This window comes from Celeribacter marinus (assembly GCF_965656515.1).
Lineage (GTDB): Bacteria > Pseudomonadota > Alphaproteobacteria > Rhodobacterales > Rhodobacteraceae > Celeribacter > Celeribacter marinus_D.
Map to the genome: position 1 here is coordinate 1 of NZ_CBFHKW010000024.1, position 17,035 is coordinate 17,035.

Annotated in this window: 16 protein-coding genes and 1 pseudogene; 12 read left to right on the forward strand and 5 right to left on the reverse strand. The window is 56.9% G+C overall.

Going from position 1 to position 17,035, the window contains the following annotated elements:
- Positions 1-340: pseudogene (locus ACTG34_RS07275) on the reverse strand (chemotaxis protein CheA); the annotation flags it as partial.
- A 140-nt stretch (positions 341-480) separates the two neighbouring features.
- Here ACTG34_RS07275 and ACTG34_RS07280 point away from each other — a divergent pair.
- From ACTG34_RS07280 to ACTG34_RS07305, 6 genes are all read left to right on the forward strand, one after another.
- Entirely contained in the window at positions 481-1,152 is a 672-nt protein-coding gene (locus ACTG34_RS07280; RefSeq protein WP_439104301.1) for a thiamine diphosphokinase, read from the forward strand.
- Positions 1,153-1,306: 154 nt separating this feature from the next.
- Entirely contained in the window at positions 1,307-2,089 is a 783-nt protein-coding gene (rpiA, locus tag ACTG34_RS07285; RefSeq protein WP_062219434.1) for a ribose-5-phosphate isomerase RpiA, read from the forward strand.
- Between the two features lie 132 nt (positions 2,090-2,221).
- A complete protein-coding gene (gene gorA, locus ACTG34_RS07290; protein ID WP_439104302.1) occupies positions 2,222-3,583 on the forward strand; it encodes a glutathione-disulfide reductase in 1,362 nt (453 codons plus the stop codon).
- A 153-nt stretch (positions 3,584-3,736) separates the two neighbouring features.
- Positions 3,737-4,900, forward strand: coding sequence for an FtsH protease activity modulator HflK (gene hflK / locus ACTG34_RS07295; protein ID WP_439104303.1), 1,164 nt, complete (start codon positions 3,737-3,739; stop codon positions 4,898-4,900).
- Positions 4,900-5,775 (forward strand): protease modulator HflC, encoded by an 876-nt coding sequence (hflC, locus tag ACTG34_RS07300; RefSeq protein WP_062219426.1) that lies wholly within the window; start codon positions 4,900-4,902, stop codon positions 5,773-5,775. The genes hflK and hflC overlap by 1 nt, the downstream gene beginning before the upstream one ends.
- Positions 5,776-6,024: 249 nt before the next feature.
- On the forward strand, positions 6,025-7,530 hold the full coding sequence (locus tag ACTG34_RS07305; protein WP_439104328.1) for a Do family serine endopeptidase: 1,506 nt from the start codon (positions 6,025-6,027) through the stop codon (positions 7,528-7,530).
- 84 nt (positions 7,531-7,614) lie between these two features.
- Here the strand turns inward: ACTG34_RS07305 and ACTG34_RS07310 are convergent, their stop codons facing one another.
- Positions 7,615-8,184 (reverse strand): peptidoglycan-binding domain-containing protein, encoded by a 570-nt coding sequence (locus ACTG34_RS07310; RefSeq protein ID WP_439104304.1) that lies wholly within the window; start codon positions 8,182-8,184, stop codon positions 7,615-7,617.
- A gap of 165 nt (positions 8,185-8,349) precedes the next feature.
- Here ACTG34_RS07310 and ACTG34_RS07315 point away from each other — a divergent pair, with 165 nt between their 5' ends.
- The 3 genes from ACTG34_RS07315 (at position 8,350) to purU (ending at position 10,391) form a co-directional block, all read left to right on the forward strand.
- Positions 8,350-8,673: a 2Fe-2S iron-sulfur cluster-binding protein gene (locus ACTG34_RS07315; RefSeq protein ID WP_439104305.1), complete on the forward strand. Its 324-nt coding sequence runs from the start codon at positions 8,350-8,352 to the stop codon at positions 8,671-8,673.
- Positions 8,673-9,386, forward strand: coding sequence for an FG-GAP repeat domain-containing protein (locus ACTG34_RS07320; protein ID WP_439104306.1), 714 nt, complete (start codon positions 8,673-8,675; stop codon positions 9,384-9,386). Before ACTG34_RS07315 ends, ACTG34_RS07320 begins: the two co-directional genes overlap by 1 nt.
- A gap of 120 nt (positions 9,387-9,506) precedes the next feature.
- Positions 9,507-10,391: a formyltetrahydrofolate deformylase gene (purU, locus tag ACTG34_RS07325; RefSeq protein WP_439104307.1), complete on the forward strand. Its 885-nt coding sequence runs from the start codon at positions 9,507-9,509 to the stop codon at positions 10,389-10,391.
- 256 nt (positions 10,392-10,647) lie between these two features.
- Here purU and purD read toward each other — a convergent pair whose 3' ends face one another.
- Positions 10,648-11,910, reverse strand: a complete 1,263-nt coding sequence (gene purD, locus ACTG34_RS07330) for a phosphoribosylamine--glycine ligase (RefSeq protein ID WP_439104308.1) — start codon at positions 11,908-11,910, stop codon at positions 10,648-10,650.
- An 86-nt stretch (positions 11,911-11,996) separates the two neighbouring features.
- Between purD and xseA the strand changes: the two genes are divergently transcribed.
- Positions 11,997-13,463, forward strand: coding sequence for an exodeoxyribonuclease VII large subunit (xseA, locus tag ACTG34_RS07335; protein WP_439104309.1), 1,467 nt, complete (start codon positions 11,997-11,999; stop codon positions 13,461-13,463).
- Here xseA and ACTG34_RS07340 read toward each other — a convergent pair.
- Together ACTG34_RS07340 and ACTG34_RS07345 are read right to left on the reverse strand one after the other, a co-directional pair.
- A complete protein-coding gene (locus ACTG34_RS07340; RefSeq protein ID WP_439104310.1) occupies positions 13,460-13,855 on the reverse strand; it encodes a hypothetical protein in 396 nt (131 codons plus the stop codon). The two genes, xseA and ACTG34_RS07340, sit on opposite strands and share 4 nt — an antisense overlap.
- A gap of 72 nt (positions 13,856-13,927) precedes the next feature.
- Entirely contained in the window at positions 13,928-14,995 is a 1,068-nt protein-coding gene (locus ACTG34_RS07345) for an alkane 1-monooxygenase (RefSeq protein ID WP_439104311.1), read from the reverse strand.
- A gap of 71 nt (positions 14,996-15,066) precedes the next feature.
- Here ACTG34_RS07345 and ACTG34_RS07350 point away from each other — a divergent pair, with 71 nt between their 5' ends.
- Positions 15,067-15,708, forward strand: coding sequence for a lysoplasmalogenase family protein (locus tag ACTG34_RS07350; RefSeq protein WP_439104312.1), 642 nt, complete (start codon positions 15,067-15,069; stop codon positions 15,706-15,708).
- Positions 15,709-15,764: 56 nt separating this feature from the next.
- Positions 15,765-16,991, forward strand: coding sequence for a signal recognition particle-docking protein FtsY (gene ftsY / locus ACTG34_RS07355; protein WP_439104313.1), 1,227 nt, complete (start codon positions 15,765-15,767; stop codon positions 16,989-16,991).
- Positions 16,992-17,035 lie beyond the last annotated feature (44 nt).

Genomic DNA, 17,035 nt, shown 5'->3' on the forward strand with positions numbered 1-17,035 from the left:
CTTTCACGGTTGGGCCTTTTTTAATCGGCGCGGTGATCTCGGTCGGTTGCGCAACAGGGGCCGTGATGTCGGCATGTGGCCCACCCTCGACCTGTCGCAGGGTCATACCGTTCTCATCCATCTTTGTCTCGACGCGGCGCTGAATTTCGCGCTCGGCGATGGATTGAAGCATTTGGGGATCAGGCGTGGGTGGTTCCGCGCCAAAATACCGGTCGTCAGCGGCAAGATCACGGAAATACTCCGCAATCGACCTCATCGTGTTGAACGGATCGTCGAACCCCTCCAACGTACACGAAAAAGTCCCGTAGGAGACCGTTAAAATTTTACTATCCGTAACCATGCCGAAACTCACTTTCTGCCCTTGTGTAACGACACCATATTTACCATGAATTGGTTCTCAAATCGGAACGAAACAAGGAAATTAGCGTGATTATTTCCTGTCCAAATTGTGGCAAATAAGCCTGAGAGGTCGAATGGGACATGGTGTTTCCTGTGATAAAGGTCGAAACGGGTGTTACCCTGCTTGGTGGTGGAAACTCTACGCCGGCTATGGTTTCGCAAGCGTTAACACAGGCTAAAACCCTTGTTGCGGCAGATGGTGGGGCGCAAATCGCGCTTGATCTGGGCCATATGCCCGATGCGGTCATCGGAGACTTCGACAGTTTGGACAGTAAGGCGCGCACCGCAATTGAAGCGAGTCGTTTTTACCATGTTTCAGAGCAAAACAGCACCGATTTCGAGAAATGCCTGACCCGCATCGAGGCACCTTATCTCCTGGGTGTCGGGTTCTTGGGGGCGCGGGTGGATCACGAGTTGGCGGTTCTGAATGCCGTGGTGCGCCACCCTGAACGGAAAATTGTGTTGCTGGGAACACATGATATCTGTGTGCATCTCACATCGCCGTTGTCGATACGCCTACCTATTGGCACACGTGTTTCTCTTTTCCCCCTGTCGCGCGTCACGGGGCGCTCGGTCGGGTTGACTTGGCCCATTGAGGGCATTGAGTTTGCACCAGACGGGCGCGGGGGCACGTCGAATGAGGCGTGCGAAACTCAGGTGGACATCGAGATGGATGGGGATGGAATGCTGATGTTCTTGCCCGTCGAGGCGTTGGACGCGCTTTTGCAGGCGCTGGGCATAAAAGCGCTTTAGAGAGGGCAACCCGCGGATGATGTCCGTTTAATGTGGATATTGTCGTCGCTGTTAGCGCTCTCACTGTCTGTTCGCGTCAAAAACCGTCTATCGTTGATGCGGGCGCTCTCCTATAAGCGGGCCGACTCACACATGCCTCTGGGGAGATGCGCCTATGTCCGAGACCTTGTCACCGATCGATACCGCGAAATTTGTTGCCGCCAAGCGTGCCGTCGAATTTGTTGAGGACGGGATGAAGCTTGGCCTTGGCACAGGATCAACGGCCGCATGGATGGTGCGCTGTTTGGCCGAGCGCGTGCGCGACGAGGGGCTCAAGATTGTTGGGGTTCCAACGTCGACCCGCACTGCCGAATTGGCCCGCTCGCTCGGGATCAAAGTGATCTCTCTGGACGAGGCCAAATGGCTTGACCTGACCATTGACGGTGCGGATGAGTTCGATGCAGAATTGAACCTGATCAAGGGCGGCGGAGGCGCGTTGTTACAAGAAAAGATCGTGGCAACAGCCTCTGACCAGATGATCGTCATCACGGACGCGGCCAAGGAGGTCGAACACCTCGGTGCGTTCCCGTTGCCGATCGAAGTGATCCCGTTCGGGTGGCAGACGACCAAAGCGCTCGTTGAGGAAACGCTCGGATCAATGGATGTGTTGGGGCAATCGTCGACGCTGCGGATGAATGGCGATGTGCCGTTTATCACGGATGAGGGCAATCACATTGTTGATTTGCACCTGCAACGCATCGGCAATGCGCGGCAATTGGCATTGGTGCTCAATCAGGTGCCCGGTGTGGTGGAAAACGGTCTGTTTATCGACATCTGCGATAAGGTGATCATTGGCCACGGTGACGGGCGCGTGCAGACCAAAGACATCATCACCGGCGAAGATAGCGAACGGATGATCGAGTTTGCCGAGTCCGACAATATTTTCGCCGATCTCTGACACCACAGTGATCGACATCGCGACATTGACCCCGCTTGCAGTCGTAAGCGGGGTTTTCCTTTGCCGACAAAAAACCTATGTATAGTTCCAAGTTCAGACTTCTTCCACATAGGCAAAAGGCAGGCGGAACAGATGGCGTTTGATTATGATCTCTTCGTGATCGGTGGTGGCTCTGGCGGTGTGCGCGCGGCGCGTCTCACGGCGGCAGACGGGCACAAGGTTGCGATGGCCGAAGAGTACCGTATGGGCGGCACCTGTGTGATCCGTGGCTGTGTTCCCAAAAAGCTGATGGTCTTTGCGTCTCAGTATTCATCCGCGGCCAGTGAGGCTGCGGCTTATGGGTGGGATGTTACGCTTGGGGATTTCGAATGGCCTCAGTTTCAAAAACGTCTCAAAGCAGAATTGACGCGCCTTGAAGGTATTTACACTAAAAACGCGGGCAATGCGGGGGTCGAGATTATCGCCCAACGCGCCACTGTTAAAGATCCGCACACGGTTGTGCTTGCTGATGGGTCTGAGAAAACCGCGAAACACATCTTGGTCGCTACAGGCGGCACGCCGTTCGTGCCCGACACGGTTCCCGGGATCGAGCATGCGATTACGTCCAACGAGATTTTCGACATCGAGACATTGCCAAAGCGTATCTTGATCGTAGGCGGCGGCTATATCGCCTGTGAGTTCGCCTGCATCTTTAACGGTCTGGGGTCGGACACCACACAGTATTACCGTGGGGCGCAGATTTTGCGCGGCTTTGATGATGAGGCGCGCGGTCATATTTCCGAACTGATCGCGGGGCAGGGCGTCAATCTGCACGTGGGCACTGATGTGGAGCGCATTGAAAAGCGCGATGACGGGTTGTGGGTGAAAGCCACCGATGGGCGCGAAGAAATGTTTGATGTGGTGCTCTATGCCACGGGCCGCAAACCCAAGACCGAGGGTTTGGGCCTTGAGGCTGTTGGTGTGGCCCTTGGCCGTGCGGGCGAGGTCAAGGTGGACGATTGCGGCCAGACCAATATTCCGTCGATCTTTGCAGTAGGTGATGTCACCGACCGTATCCAATTGACCCCTGTGGCCATTCGTGAGGCGGTGGCGTTCCACGAGACAGTGTTCAAAGGCAACCCGACCAAGCCTGACCACGTCTCCGTGCCGTCCGCGATTTTCACACAGCCCGAATACGGTGCCGTGGGCATGACCGAGGAACAAGCGCGCAATGAGCGCCCCGTCGAAGTCTACACGGCGGCGTTTCGTCCGATGCAAAACGCCTTTATCGAGAAAAACGAACGCGTCTTGTTCAAGTTGATCGTATGCACAGAGACGCGCAGGGTTTTGGGCTGCCACATCATCGCGCCACATGCGGGCGAAATGATCCAACTGGCAGGCGTGGCCGTAAAAATGGGAGCAACCAAAGAGGACTTTGATGCCACAGTTGCGGTTCATCCGACGATGGCCGAAGAGATCGTTTTGATGAAAGAGCCCACACGGGTTCACAACTAAACCCCATTCGGGCGCGAAAGCGGAGAAGTGTGCCGGATATACGCCTCGCACCTCTTGAAAACCGCGACCGGAACGAACAGATTACGTTGAAGCCTTTTACGGGTGCGTGTGACGCACTTGGACCAGACACATACGAGAGAGGAATACACCTTCATGGCCAGCAATAATGGCGGACCTTGGGGCTCGGGCGGCGGTGGACACCGTGGCGGCTCTGGCGGAGATGACAATGACGGCAACCGCAATTCTGGCGGCCGCCGTCCAAATGACCCTCCCCAGTTGCCCGAGATCGACGAACTTTTAGGCAAAGGCAGTGAGTACCTTAAGGTTCTCATGGGCGGACGCAGCGGCGGATCGAACGGCACAGGCGGCGGGAATGGCGGCGGCGCAGGTGGCGGTGGTCCAAAATTCACCCGCTCCACGGTCGGCTTTGGCGTATTGATCGCTGTCGGCCTTTGGGCGCTCAACTCGTTCTACACGGTCAAACCCGAAGAGCAGTCTGTTGAATTGTTCCTTGGTGAGTTCTCCTCCATCGGCAATCCTGGTCTTAACTTTGCGCCTTGGCCGCTTGTGTCCTACGAAAAAGTCGTAGTGACAGGCGAGCGGACAGAAGCCATTGGTGTTGCGGGCGTGGGTGAAACCGGCTTGATGCTGACCACCGACGAGAACATCGTCGACATCGACTTCCAAGTCGTATGGAACATAAACGACCCTGCCAAGTATCTCTTTAACCTCGCAGATCCGCGCAGCACGGTTCAGGCCGTGTCGGAAAGCTCCATGCGCGAGATTATCGCAGCCTCCGAATTGGCCCCGATCCTCAACCGTGATCGTGGTTTGATTGCGGATACAGCAATGACGCTGATCCAGTCCACGCTCGACAGCTATGACGCAGGGATCAACGTGATCCGTGTCAACCTTGATAAAGCTGACCCGCCGACCGAGGTGATTGATGCGTTTCGTGACGTGCAGGCCGCTGAACAAGAGCGCGACCGTCTGGAGCGTCAGGCTGACGCCTATGCCAACACGGTTCTTGCGGGCGCGCGTGGTTCTGCGGCGCAGTTCCTCGAAGAGGCCGAAGGCTACCGTGCTCAGGTCGTGAACGGCGCACAAGGTGAGGCTTCGCGCTTCTCCGCCGTTTTGACCGAATACAAACTCGCCCCCGAAGTGACCCGCAAACGTCTCTATCTTGAGACGATCGAAGAGGTCTACAGCGGTGTCGAGAAAATCATTCTCGATGAGAGTGCAGGAGGTGGACAAGGTGTTGTTCCATACCTGCCGCTCAATGAATTGCGCAAATCTACAGCTGAGGGGTCGAACTGATGAAACGTCTTCAAATCCTTTTCGTCGCTCTTATTCTCGCCGTCGTTGTGGTGTCGTCCTCGGTCTTTGTCGTGGACGAACGTCAAAAAGCGCTCGTGCTGCAATTCGGTCAAATCAAAGCTGTCAAAGAAGAGCCTGGTCTTGCCTTCAAGATCCCGCTTATCCAAGAAGTGGTCTTTTATGATGACCGCATCTTGTCTCTTGAGACGCCCGAGATTGAGGTCACACCGTCTGATGATCGCCGTCTCGTGGTCGATGCATTCGCGCGCTATCGCATCGCCGATCTGGTGCAATTCCGTCAAGCTGTGTCAACGGGTGGCATTCGCCTCGCTGAGGACCGTCTCCAAGGGATTTTGAACGCACAGGTGCGTGAGGTTCTGGGCTCTGAAACCGTGACATCCAACACCATCTTGTCGTCGGATCGTGCCGAGTTGATGAACCGTATCCGTGACCAAGCGCGTGTTCGTGCACTGCCATTGGGTGTCGAGGTTGTCGACGTGCGTCTCAAACAGACGTTCCTTCCTGATCAAAACCTTGACGCCACATTCGCGCGTATGCGTGCCGAGCGTGAACGCGAAGCCGCCGACGAGCGGGCGCGTGGTGAAGAGGCTGCACAGCGTGTGCGTGCGCAGGCAGACCGTACCGTGGTCGAATTGCAATCCGATGCGCAGCGTCAGGCCGAGATTGTACGCGGTGAAGCAGATGCGGAACGCAACAACATCTTTGCGAATGCTTATGGTGCGGACCCAGAGTTCTTTGAATTCTATCGCTCTTTGAACGCTTACCGTGAGAGCCTGAAAGGCTCAAACACCACGATGGTGATCTCGCCGGATAGCGAATTCTTTGACTTCCTGAAGTCTGACAGCGGTCGCTAAACCTAGACCGCCAAGTCCATAAATAGATGTCCCGTTCCGTATCCGGACTGGGACCGACATGAAGAGGGCCAGCGTAATGCTGGCCCTTTTTTTGCATTTCGACGCGTCACTTTTCGCTCACAACCAGTTGAGCAGGCGCGATTGAGATTGAGTTGTCGCAGTCTATGCCTATCTTTAAGTCAGCAGTTAGGTATTCGCGGTTATGCATCTCAAAATGATCGCACAGATGGAGGACCATTCCCGATGACGATGTCACTTGCCCTTTCTCACCCCACTCAAGGGAGACGTGCGGCGGCGCCGAGCGCGTTGCGCGCGCTTGCCGTGACTTTGCTCGGCACTCTCGCGCTTTTGATCCAGACGACAACCCTCGATGCGCGCGGCGCACCCGAGAGTTTCGCAGATCTGGCCGAAAAATTTAGCCCCGCTGTTGTGAATATTACAACGACAACTGTGGTTGAAGTCTCGACCGACCGTCGCCCAATAGTGCCCGAAGGATCCCCGTTTCAGGATTTCTTTGAGGACTTCATGGACCGCAATGGTCAGGGCCAAGGTCAGGGTCAGCAACAACAACGCCCGCGCAAATCACAAGCGCTCGGGTCCGGGTTTGTGATCTCCGAAGACGGATTTATCGTCACCAACAACCATGTGATCGAGGGGGCCGACGAAATCGAGGTTGAGTTTTTCGAAGGATTTACCTTGCCTGCGACACTGGTCGGCACCGACCCAAAGACAGATATCGCGGTCCTCAAAGTCGAAAGTGATGATCCGCTCAAATTCGTCTCGTTTGGCGACAGTGACGTGGCACGTGTAGGGGAATGGGTCATGGCGATGGGTAACCCGCTTGGCCAAGGGTTCTCCGTCTCTGCGGGCATCATTTCGCAGCGTGGACGCGCGTTGTCGGGGATTTACGATGACTTCATTCAAACGGATGCGGCGATCAATCGTGGCAACTCGGGGGGGCCGTTGTTCAACATGGACGGCGAAGTGATTGGCGTGAACACAGCGATTTTGTCGCCCAATGGTGGCTCGATCGGTATCGGCTTTTCGATGGCATCCAATGTTGTGTCCAAAGTGGTCGATCAGCTGCGTGAGTTCGGCGAAACGCGCCGCGGCTGGCTCGGTGTGCGCATTCAAAACGTATCCGAGGACGTGGCCGAGGCCATGGGCCTAGAGGCCGCCACTGGTGCGTTGATCACAGATGTGCCCGAGGGGCCGTCCAAAGAGGCAGGTCTTGAAAGTGGCGATGTGATCGTGTCGTTCGACAATAAAGATATTGCCGACCCTGACGCGTTGGTGCGCACCGTTGGCGATACCGAAGTTGGCAAAGCCGTGCGTGTGACCGTGTTCCGTGATGGTAAAACCAAGACTTTGATGGTGACACTGGGACGCCGTGAAGATGCCGAAAACGCGTCTATGCCACAGAGTGACGACGATGCGGCTGTGCCTGAAGAGCCAAAATCTGTCGCCCTGATGGGGCTCACACTTCAGCCTTTGAGTGACGATTTGCGTGAGCAACTTGGCGTGGCTGCAGGCACTGATGGTTTGGCGGTGGTCGACGTCGACGAAAGCACGGAAGCCTTTGAAAAGGGCATGCGTGCGGGCGATGTTATTACCGAAGCGGGTCAGGAGAAGGTCACGTCTGTGGCCGATCTCGAGGCGCGTGTGGAGGCTGCGCGCGATGCAGGGCGCAACACGGTGTTGTTGCTTGTTCGTCGCGCGGGCGAGCCACGCTTTGTGGCGCTTGGCGTCAACTAATCTAACCACGTCTCTCAAATCGGTTCAAAAGGCGGCCTTCGGGTCGCCTTTTTCGTGCCATTCGGGAGTGGCGGTGGTGTGGCGCTATTTTTGCCGCTCAACAGCCGAGAGGCCGAGTTTGCGCGCAGCCGCCAATGACAACACGTCACTGTCGACGCCTTGAGATTTTTGATAGGCTCGGATTGCGGCGCGTGTGGCGCGGTCCAAGCGTCCGGTGATTGCGGCGCCGAAATATCCGCGTGCGGCCAAGGCGCGCTGTACAGATGCGACAAATTCGGATGTCATTTCCTCATCGCATAGAGTTTCAAACCAAAGCTCGCGGCGTTCGCGCACAATCTCCTGTCGCGTCTCGGTGCGGTATACAGCGGGGTAGCTGATGGTCCCGTCCGTGCCGATTTGCGGCGGCTGCACCAACACCTGTTCTGTGACCGTTTCAATGATCGCCGGCGTGATGGTGCGGGCATAACAACTATCGGGATCGGCACCGGGGGGCGCGTTTTGCGCATCGCGCGCGCGCAAGATTTCCGTATCCGTCGTTGCAGGTAAGCCTTGGCACGCGCTCAAAGCGAGACAGGCCGCAAAGCCCGATAGGAGCCTGCGCATACGGCGCGATGTGTGCCGCGGTCGAACGAAGAATTGGATTTGGCCTGTCATTTTGTACTCGTCTCACCAGTCCGCTCTTTAATGGGCGGTTCAAAAACATACAGTAACGCGATTTTCAACGCGCTCCAAGCACCCGCGTGGGTTGCCCCTCTTTTCATCGTCAAGCAGGCGGGGTACATCTTGGCCAACTGAAAGTTTGAAAGACGGACCGCAGACATGGCAAAAATTACTTATATCGAATTTAATGGCACCGAACACGTCGTAGATGTCCCCAATGGCCGCACTGTCATGGAGGGCGCGCGCGATAATGGCGTGCCGGGCATTGATGCCGATTGCGGCGGTGCATGTGCGTGTTCGACCTGTCACGTCTATGTGTCGCCAGAGTGGGTCGAAAAACTGACGCCCAAGGACGCAATGGAAGAGGATATGCTCGATTTCGCTTTTCAACCTGACGCGGCGCGGTCGCGCCTGACGTGCCAGATCAAGGTAACGGATGCGATCGACGGCCTTGTCGTCAATCTCCCAGAAAAGCAAATCTGATGAGAGGCGCGGCTGTTGCATGTCTGTTGGCGGCCACGCCTGTTGCCGCCCAAGATATCACATCCGCGCGGTATCTCGAACCGAGCAGTGCCTACGGGCACAATGCGGTCGCAGATGGTGAATACGCCCTGCTTGAGATCACGCTATCAGATGGTGCGCGCAAAACCTTTCGCTTTGACGGTGCGGTGTTTGAGGATACCGCGCCTAGGTTGCACGATTTTGATGGCGATGGCGCTCCCGAGGTTGTGACGGTGGTGAGCGATTTCGAGACGGGTGCGCGGATTCAGCTGTGGGCTGCGCAAGATGGCCAGATCGTGCCCGCCGGATCAAACGCCCCCATTGGGCAAAGGTTCCGGTGGCTTGCAATCGCGGGCATCGCCGATTTTGACGGCAATGGTGTGGACGACATCGCTTATGTTGATCGTCCGCATCTGGCCAAAGAGTTGGTATTCGTCGCGGTCGATATGGACGCTACAACATCGCGTTGGACCCAAGTGTCGCGCGTGGCGGGCCTGACAAATCACCATCTTGGCGCGGCTGTGATTGAGGGCGGCGTGCGCACATGCGCGGATCAACCACCCGTTGTTGTCACCGCGTCTGCTGATTGGAGCATGATTGTCGAAACCCGTTTTTTGGATGGATCACCGCAGTCACAGGCCATCGCACCGTATAGTGGCGTGAACGGGTTTGCACCGTTTTTGCGGTGTGACTAACCCGAGCCTCTTTTGATAGAGCGCACATATGTGTCGTTTTAGGGCTGTCAAATCGTGGCCAACGTGGCAAAACGCGCATTAAATCAAAATAGGCCCCTAGCGGCAATTCCGGAGCATTCCATGAGCAGCCATGTTCTCACCGTCACTTGCAAATCCACGCGCGGCATTGTCGCCGCCATTTCGGGGAAACTGGCCGATTTGGGCTGTAATATCACCGATAGCGCCCAGTTTGATGATCCCGCAACGGCGCAGTTTTTCATGCGTGTGAGTTTTGTCTCCGAAACCGGTCTTACAGATGTGCAGATCGCAGAGGGGTTTGCGGCCGTGGCCGATGCGTTTGACATGCAATGGGCGATCCATGATGAGGCCAAAAAGATGAAGGTCGTCGTGATGGTGTCGCGGTTTGGTCACTGCCTCAACGATTTGCTCTACCGTGTGCGCATTGGCGCCTTGCCGATTGAAATCGTCGCCGTGATTTCAAATCACATGGAGTATCAAAAGGTTGTGGTGAACCACGATATCGCGTTCCACCACATCAAAGTGACAAAAGAGAACAAACCCGAAGCCGAAGCAAAGATTTTGCAGGTGGTCGAGGATGCAGGGGCCGAGCTGATCGTTCTGGCGCGGTATATGCAGATTTTGAGCGATGATATGTGCCGTGTGATGTCGGGCCGCATTATTAACATCCATCACTCGTTCTTGCCGTCCTTCAAAGGGGCAAACCCGTATAAACAAGCGTTCGAGCGTGGTGTGAAACTGATCGGTGCCACGGCGCATTACGTCACGGCGGATCTCGATGAGGGGCCGATTATCGAGCAAGACACTGTTCGCGTCACACATGCCCAAAGCTCTGAGGATTACGTGTCGCTCGGTCGTGATGTCGAGGCACAGGTTTTTGCCCGTGCCATCCACGCCCACATCCACCACCGCGTTTTTATCAACGGCAACAAAACGGTCGTCTTCCCTGCCTCGCCGGGAGGCTATGCCAGCGAGCGCATGGGGTAAGACGCCCAACGATATCTGTGAGGGTTGGGCAGTTTGCCGATCTCACGCTCAACCGTCAAACGAGAAAAGGCGTGCCGTTCGAGCACGCCTTTGTTCTGTCGCGACAGCCATTGGAGCTTTGCACCTTGGTCACTTCGATTGAAGAACCGCCCTTGGCCGTTCGAGCCGTGGTGCGTTTCGCACTCAACGTATCGCCTTTCAGGGTTAATAATTCGCTAATCAAAAGGACAAACTGTGCACAAATTTATGCAGGTCTTCAAAGGGCGCGCCACCCGATATCCGAGCGGTTGAACCCCTCAGGCCAATCAATGCCGTCGATCATCGCATAGGCGCGGTCGCGGGCCTCTGTGAGGCTTGCCCCGCGCGCGGTCACGTTTAGGACGCGCCCACCGGTGGCGATAATCGCACCGTCTTTTACGGCGGTGCCAGCGTGAAACACCATGTTGGAGCTGTCTTCGGGCATCGCGTCGAGCCCGCGGATCACGCTGCCTTTTTCATACGCACCGGGGTAGCCGTTTGCGGCCATAACAACCGTCAACGCATGATCGTCGGCCCAGTTCACACGGGTCTGATCCAATGTCCCGTCAGCGGTGGCAATCATCAGATCAAGGGCTTGCGCCCCCAGACGCATCATCAACACCTGACATTCGGGATCGCCAAACCGACAATTGTATTCGACCAGACGCGGTTGACCGTCTTTGATCATAAAGCCCGCGTAAAGCACGCCTTGATACGGCATGCCGCGCTTGGCCATCTCGGCAACAGTAGGTTTAACGATTTCGTCCATCGCCTTTTGAATCACGCTTTCGGTCATCACGGGCGCGGGGGAATAGGCCCCCATGCCGCCGGTGTTGAGCCCCGTGTCACCATCGCCTACGCGTTTGTGGTCTTGGGCGGTCCCCACGGGCAATACGTTTTGCCCGTCACACAAGATGAACCAAGACGCCTCTTCGCCGTCCATGAATTCCTCGATCACGACCTCTGCGCCTGCCGCACCAAATTCGCCGCCGAACATATCGTCGATGGCGTCGAGCGCGGTTTGCACGTCCATCGCCACGATCACGCCCTTGCCTGCGGCCAAGCCGTCAGCCTTGACCACAATCGGTGCGCCCTCGGCGCGGATATAGGCCTTGGCTTTGTCGGCATCGGTGAAATGTGCGTAGCCCGCTGTGGGCGCGCCGCTTGCGTCACAAATGTCTTTGGTGAAGCTTTTCGACGCTTCCAATTGTGCCGCCGCTTTCGAGGGGCCAAAGGTCAAAACACCAGTCTCGCGTAGCGCATCGGCTACGCCCGCAGCCAAGGGGGCTTCGGGTCCGATGATGACGAAGTCGATGGCGTTCTCAGTGACGAATTCGACCACCGCCGCCCCATCGTTGATATCAAAAGTGGCGCATTCCGCAATCGCGGCGATCCCTGCGTTTCCGGGGGCCACGATCAACTTATCGCATTTGGGATTTTGCAAAACAGCCCATGCAAGGCTGTGTTCACGTCCGCCTGATCCGAGAATTAGAATGTTCATGGCTCTCTCCGCTTCACCTTTGGTTGCCTGCGTTCTAAGGTCACATCCGACACGACACAAGCAAGAGCAGCGTTGAAAGATCTCCCATGTCCGAGCTTTTCGAAGACGACGGCCCAGAGCCGCAATCTAACGCCCCCGAATTTACCGTGGGTGAACTGGCGGGGTCCATCAAAAAGACGCTTGAGGGCGCATTCGGACGCGTGCGCGTGCGCGGCGAGATCGGTCGTGTGATGCATGCGCGCTCGGGCCATTTGTACTACGATCTCAAAGACGACAAGGACGTGATTGCCTGTAATACGTGGAAGGGGCAGGCGGCGCGGCTGTCGGTCATTCCAGAGGAAGGTATGGAGGTTATCGTCACGGGGCGGCTGTCTACATTCGGGCCTCAGTCGAAATACAATCTCAATGTCGACGAGGTCGAGGTCGCGGGCGAAGGTGCGCTTATGGCCATGTTGGAAAAGCGCAAAAAAGCACTGGCGGCCGAGGGTCTGTTTGATCCCGCCCGAAAACGTCCCATCCCCTATCTGCCTGAGGTGATCGGTGTGGTGACATCGCCCTCAGGCGCGGTGATCCGTGATATTTTGCATCGTTTGCGTGATCGTTTCCCGCGTCACGTCCTGTTGTGGCCTGTCGCTGTTCAGGGGCAAAACTGCGCCGCTGAGGTCGCCGCAGGGATCAAAGGGTTCAACGCGCTACCTGTGGGCGGCGCCATCCCGCGCCCTGACTTGATCATTGTCGCGCGCGGCGGTGGATCGACCGAGGATTTATGGGGCTTTAACGAAGAAATCGTGGCCCGTGCGGCTGCGGCCTCCGATATTGCGTTGATCTCTGCCGTGGGTCACGAGACCGACACGACATTGATCGACTACGCGTCAGATATGCGTGCCCCCACGCCCACTGCTGCTGCCGAAATGGCGGTGCCTGTGCGACGTGAGTTGTGGGTGACGTTACAGGAAATGGGCGCGCGTAATGAACGCTCACTTTTGGGTGGGCTTGAACGCCGGCGTCAACGTCTGAGCGATTTGGCGCGCGCGATGCCTAAAATCACGCATCTTTTGGACGGTCCGCGCCAACGTGTGGATCAGGCCGATGCGCGCCTCGGTCAAGCGCTCAAAAACGGCGTTCACAAACGCACGCTTTATCTGTCACGCTTGTCTGGGCGGTTGCAGCCTGCGACCGTGCGCGGTCGCGTTGAGCGCCAAAGTGACCGCCTCAATGATCTGACTCGCCGGTTCGAGCGCGCAGGCAAAGCCAACCTCGACGCATGGCGCAACACGTTGGAGCGGCGCGGTGCCATGCTTGAGGCGCTATCACACCGCGCGACGATGGCGCGTGGGTTTGCGTTGGTGTTCGATGCACGCGGAGCGTTGATCAAGTCGACGGTTGACGCGGCGCGTATGGCTGAAGTGCAATTTGCTGACGGACGCGTGGCGATTGGCGCGGGGGCCTCCGTTGACCCCACTGCTGTACAGGTAGGGCCTACCAAAGGCGACAAACCCAAGCCCAAAAAGGCAAAAGACCGCAACCCGTCCGATCAAGGCAGCTTGTTCTAAACGCCGATCTGCGGCCCTGTGCACTGTAGCGGTCGATCTGAGGAATAGGCTTCGTATTGTTGTGTTCCGCTGTCGCTCACAAATTCGGCGCGCAGTCTATTCCCGTCTTGGAAAAACTGCCAACATTGCGGGGCGCGCCCGTCCTCATAGAGAAAACAGATGTTCTGGTTTTCCTCGTACCAAATCCCGTCAAGGCACGCGCCACCCTCAAACGCCCATTTAACTTGATTGTTTGGGTAGTATTCCTCAAGCCCGTAAGCCGTTCCCTGATCCGCATAGGTTAGGGTTTTACCTCGTGTGTAGGCGTCGAACTCTTGTGCGGTGAGCGGTTCGTCTGCACCTGCGGGCAGGGCAAGCACTACGGCGGTGGCATATGCGAACACTCTCATCATTTAGCGATCCTTCCATAGTGCGTATTCAACGTGAATTTACGTTTTCATGATGACGGGCTTACGACGCTTGGCCTATGACGCTTGGCCGCGCGGGGTGTGGGCGGTTTGTTGATCCATAATTTGTGCAACGCGCGGGTCCATGACGCGCCGCCAAAGCGGGGGGATGAGCGCAAGCGTCGCCATTGCGGGCAATGAGCGGGGCAGCTGCGCCATATCGTCGGTGATCCGAAGTGCCGGATAGGGCGTCATCGGGTTTGAATGGTGGTCCGAATGGCGCGGGGCGTTGAGCATCATAAAGGAGGTGAACCAGTGCGGCGCATTCCATGAGTGGCGTGGCCCGACAGGTTCCAGCACGCCGTTGGCATCGCGGGTGCGGCGTAGTCCGTAGTGTTGCACGTAGTCGGATAACATCAGTTGCGACGATGCATAGCCCGACAAAAGAATGTATTTCAGCACGCCTTCCCATGCGCCGATTGCATAGGCGAGTACCAAACAGGCAAATGCGCCTCCAATGTATAGAGCGTAGGGGTGCAGCTCGTCGGTTTTGCCCGCCGCCTTGCGCATGGTGTTTTCTGCCATAAGACCCGCTCTGAATGAGCCGATCCATGCGCGCGGCAAAAAGCGGTAATAGCTCATACCGAGTGGTGCGGAGTTTGGATCATCCTCCGTCGCGGCATATTTGTGGTGGATTTTCACGTGCGCGGTGGCGTGGTGGCCGAACAAAAGGGAGATATAAACCCAAGTGCCCAAACGGCGCAGGGTCGTGTCGGCACGGTGAACCATTTCGTGGGCATTCGAGTTGGAGACTTGGCCAAAGAATAACCCATGTGCAAAAAAGATGAAAAGACGGTCCCACCATGCATGTTGTCCGTTCGATAGCGCCCACACGGCGAGCGGCAAAAGAGCGAAATGTGATAGGGCCAACACAACCGATAGCGCATTGGCGTCAGGAAATTCGGCCTCGGGATTGTCAGGACTGCGCGTAAATGCGACCAGTTGATCGAGTGAAAAAGCGAGTGCGGTAATGTAGGCAAAAGCTATGAGCGACCACAGCCCGCCAAAGAGCGAGGCCAAGGCCAAAAGACCTACAGGTGTAAGTGCGGCAATTGCGAAATAGCGGATGGTATGCGGGGTCGTCATAGCACGGGTAACACCTTACAATTTGACTTGAGTATAGCGCGCGCCGTGGGGCGTGCAACGTGGAGATACGGATGGAGCCGGAGATCATTGAGAGAGGTATCGTTGTGGCTCTTTGGGCGCTGGCGATGGTATCCGCGTTTGCCTATCTTTGGCTGACCGAAACTCCAACACGCACGCGGCGCACGGCAGTGAAGGCCACACCGTTGCTTGCCTTCGCCGCGATTGCCGCCCTTGCGCAGGCGCCTGTCATTTTGATCATAGCGCTTGCATTGTCCGCGGTTGGCGACATTGCCTTGTCACGCGATGGGTCGCGGGCGTTTTTGACGGGCCTCATTGCCTTTGCGCTCGCGCACCTCGCCTATCTCGCGTTGTTTGTCCCGCATGTGTCGCGCGTTGGACTTGCTCCGATCGTTGGCATGGTGATTGTGGCGGCTTTGGCCATCGCCATTGTTGTGCCAAGCCGCGATCCGCTTACGTGGCCTGCGCGTGCCTATGCGGTGATCATTTGCGCGATGACGGCGGCGGCGTTGTCCTTACCGTTTGGGCTACGCGGCGCGACCGTTGGCGCTGTTTTGTTTTTGATGTCCGATTTGATTTTAGCGGTCCGTTTGTTTCATCTGACCGAGGGAACAGCGCGTGCCCGCATGGCCAGTTACACGCTTTGGGTGCTCTATGTGGGCGGGCAGGGCTTTATCCTTTTGGCCTTTCTCTAAGGCGGGGCTTTTCTCGCGGGCAAAGACGGATTATGTGAGCAGGGAACGGAGGCCTCATGTCGCTATTTGGAAAACTCAAGAAACGCCTGCTCAAATCGTCGTCAAAGATTGACGAGGGGTTAGAAGCTATTGTGGCCGATGGTGGCGCGCAAAGCGGTGCGCACGAGGCCTATGTCGAGGATGTCGTCGCGGATATCCCCGATGCTGACCCTATTGAACTACCAACCCACACGCCTGTCGAAGAGCCGGTTCGCGCGCCAGAGGCGGTCGCGCCACCTGCACCTGTGGAGGTGGCTCCCGCTGAAATCGCACCGGTCGAGACCGCGCCTGTCGCCGAGGCACTTGAAGAGATCGTTGAGGTTGCCGTGGCACAGCCCCAAGCCGAGGCCGCTGTGAGGCCGGGCTTTTTGGGTCGCCTTATCGGGCGCAAAGAGACCAAGACGGTTGTGCGCCGTGCGCTTGACGACGATATGCTGGAGCAGCTCGAAGAGTTGTTGATTTCCACTGATATGGGTGTGGACACGTCCTTGCGTGTTACGGCCGCGATGGCCGAGGGTCGCTTTGGCAAAAAGCTGTCTGTCGAAGAGATCAAGCGCCTTATGGCCCAAGAGATTGCGCGCATCATGGAGCCCGTTGCCAAGCCGATGCCGCTCTACCCGCAAACGCCGCAGGTTGTTCTTGTGGTGGGCGTGAATGGGTCTGGAAAAACCACAACGATTGGCAAGCTTGCGAGTCAGTTCAAGGCTGCGGGTAAGTCCGTGGTGATTGCCGCTGGCGATACGTTCCGTGCCGCCGCCGTTGAGCAGTTACAGGTATGGGGCGAGCGTGCAGGCGTGCCGGTTTTAACCGCACCCGAGGGGTCCGATCCCGCGTCTCTCGCATTCGATGCGATGAGCAAGGCGCAAGATATCGGTGCTGATCTCTTGTTGATTGATACCGCGGGACGGTTGCAAAACCGCACTGACCTGATGGAAGAATTGGCCAAGATCGTGCGCGTGATCCGCAAGAAAGATCCGAGCGCGCCGCACAACACCTTGTTGGTGCTTGATGCGACCACGGGTCAAAATGCGCTGAATCAGGTTGAAACCTTCCAAAAAATATCCGATGTGTCCGGACTTGTTATGACGAAACTCGACGGCACCGCCAAAGGCGGCGTTCTGGTGAGCCTCGCCGATAAGTTTGGTCTGCCGATCCATGCGATCGGTGTAGGCGAACAGATCGACGATCTCGCGCCGTTCGATCCCGAAGAATTTGCCGCGGCCCTGACGGGTCTGGAGGTCTGATGTTAGAACTGCACAAAGCGAATGGTCCCGACAATTGGGTGTCG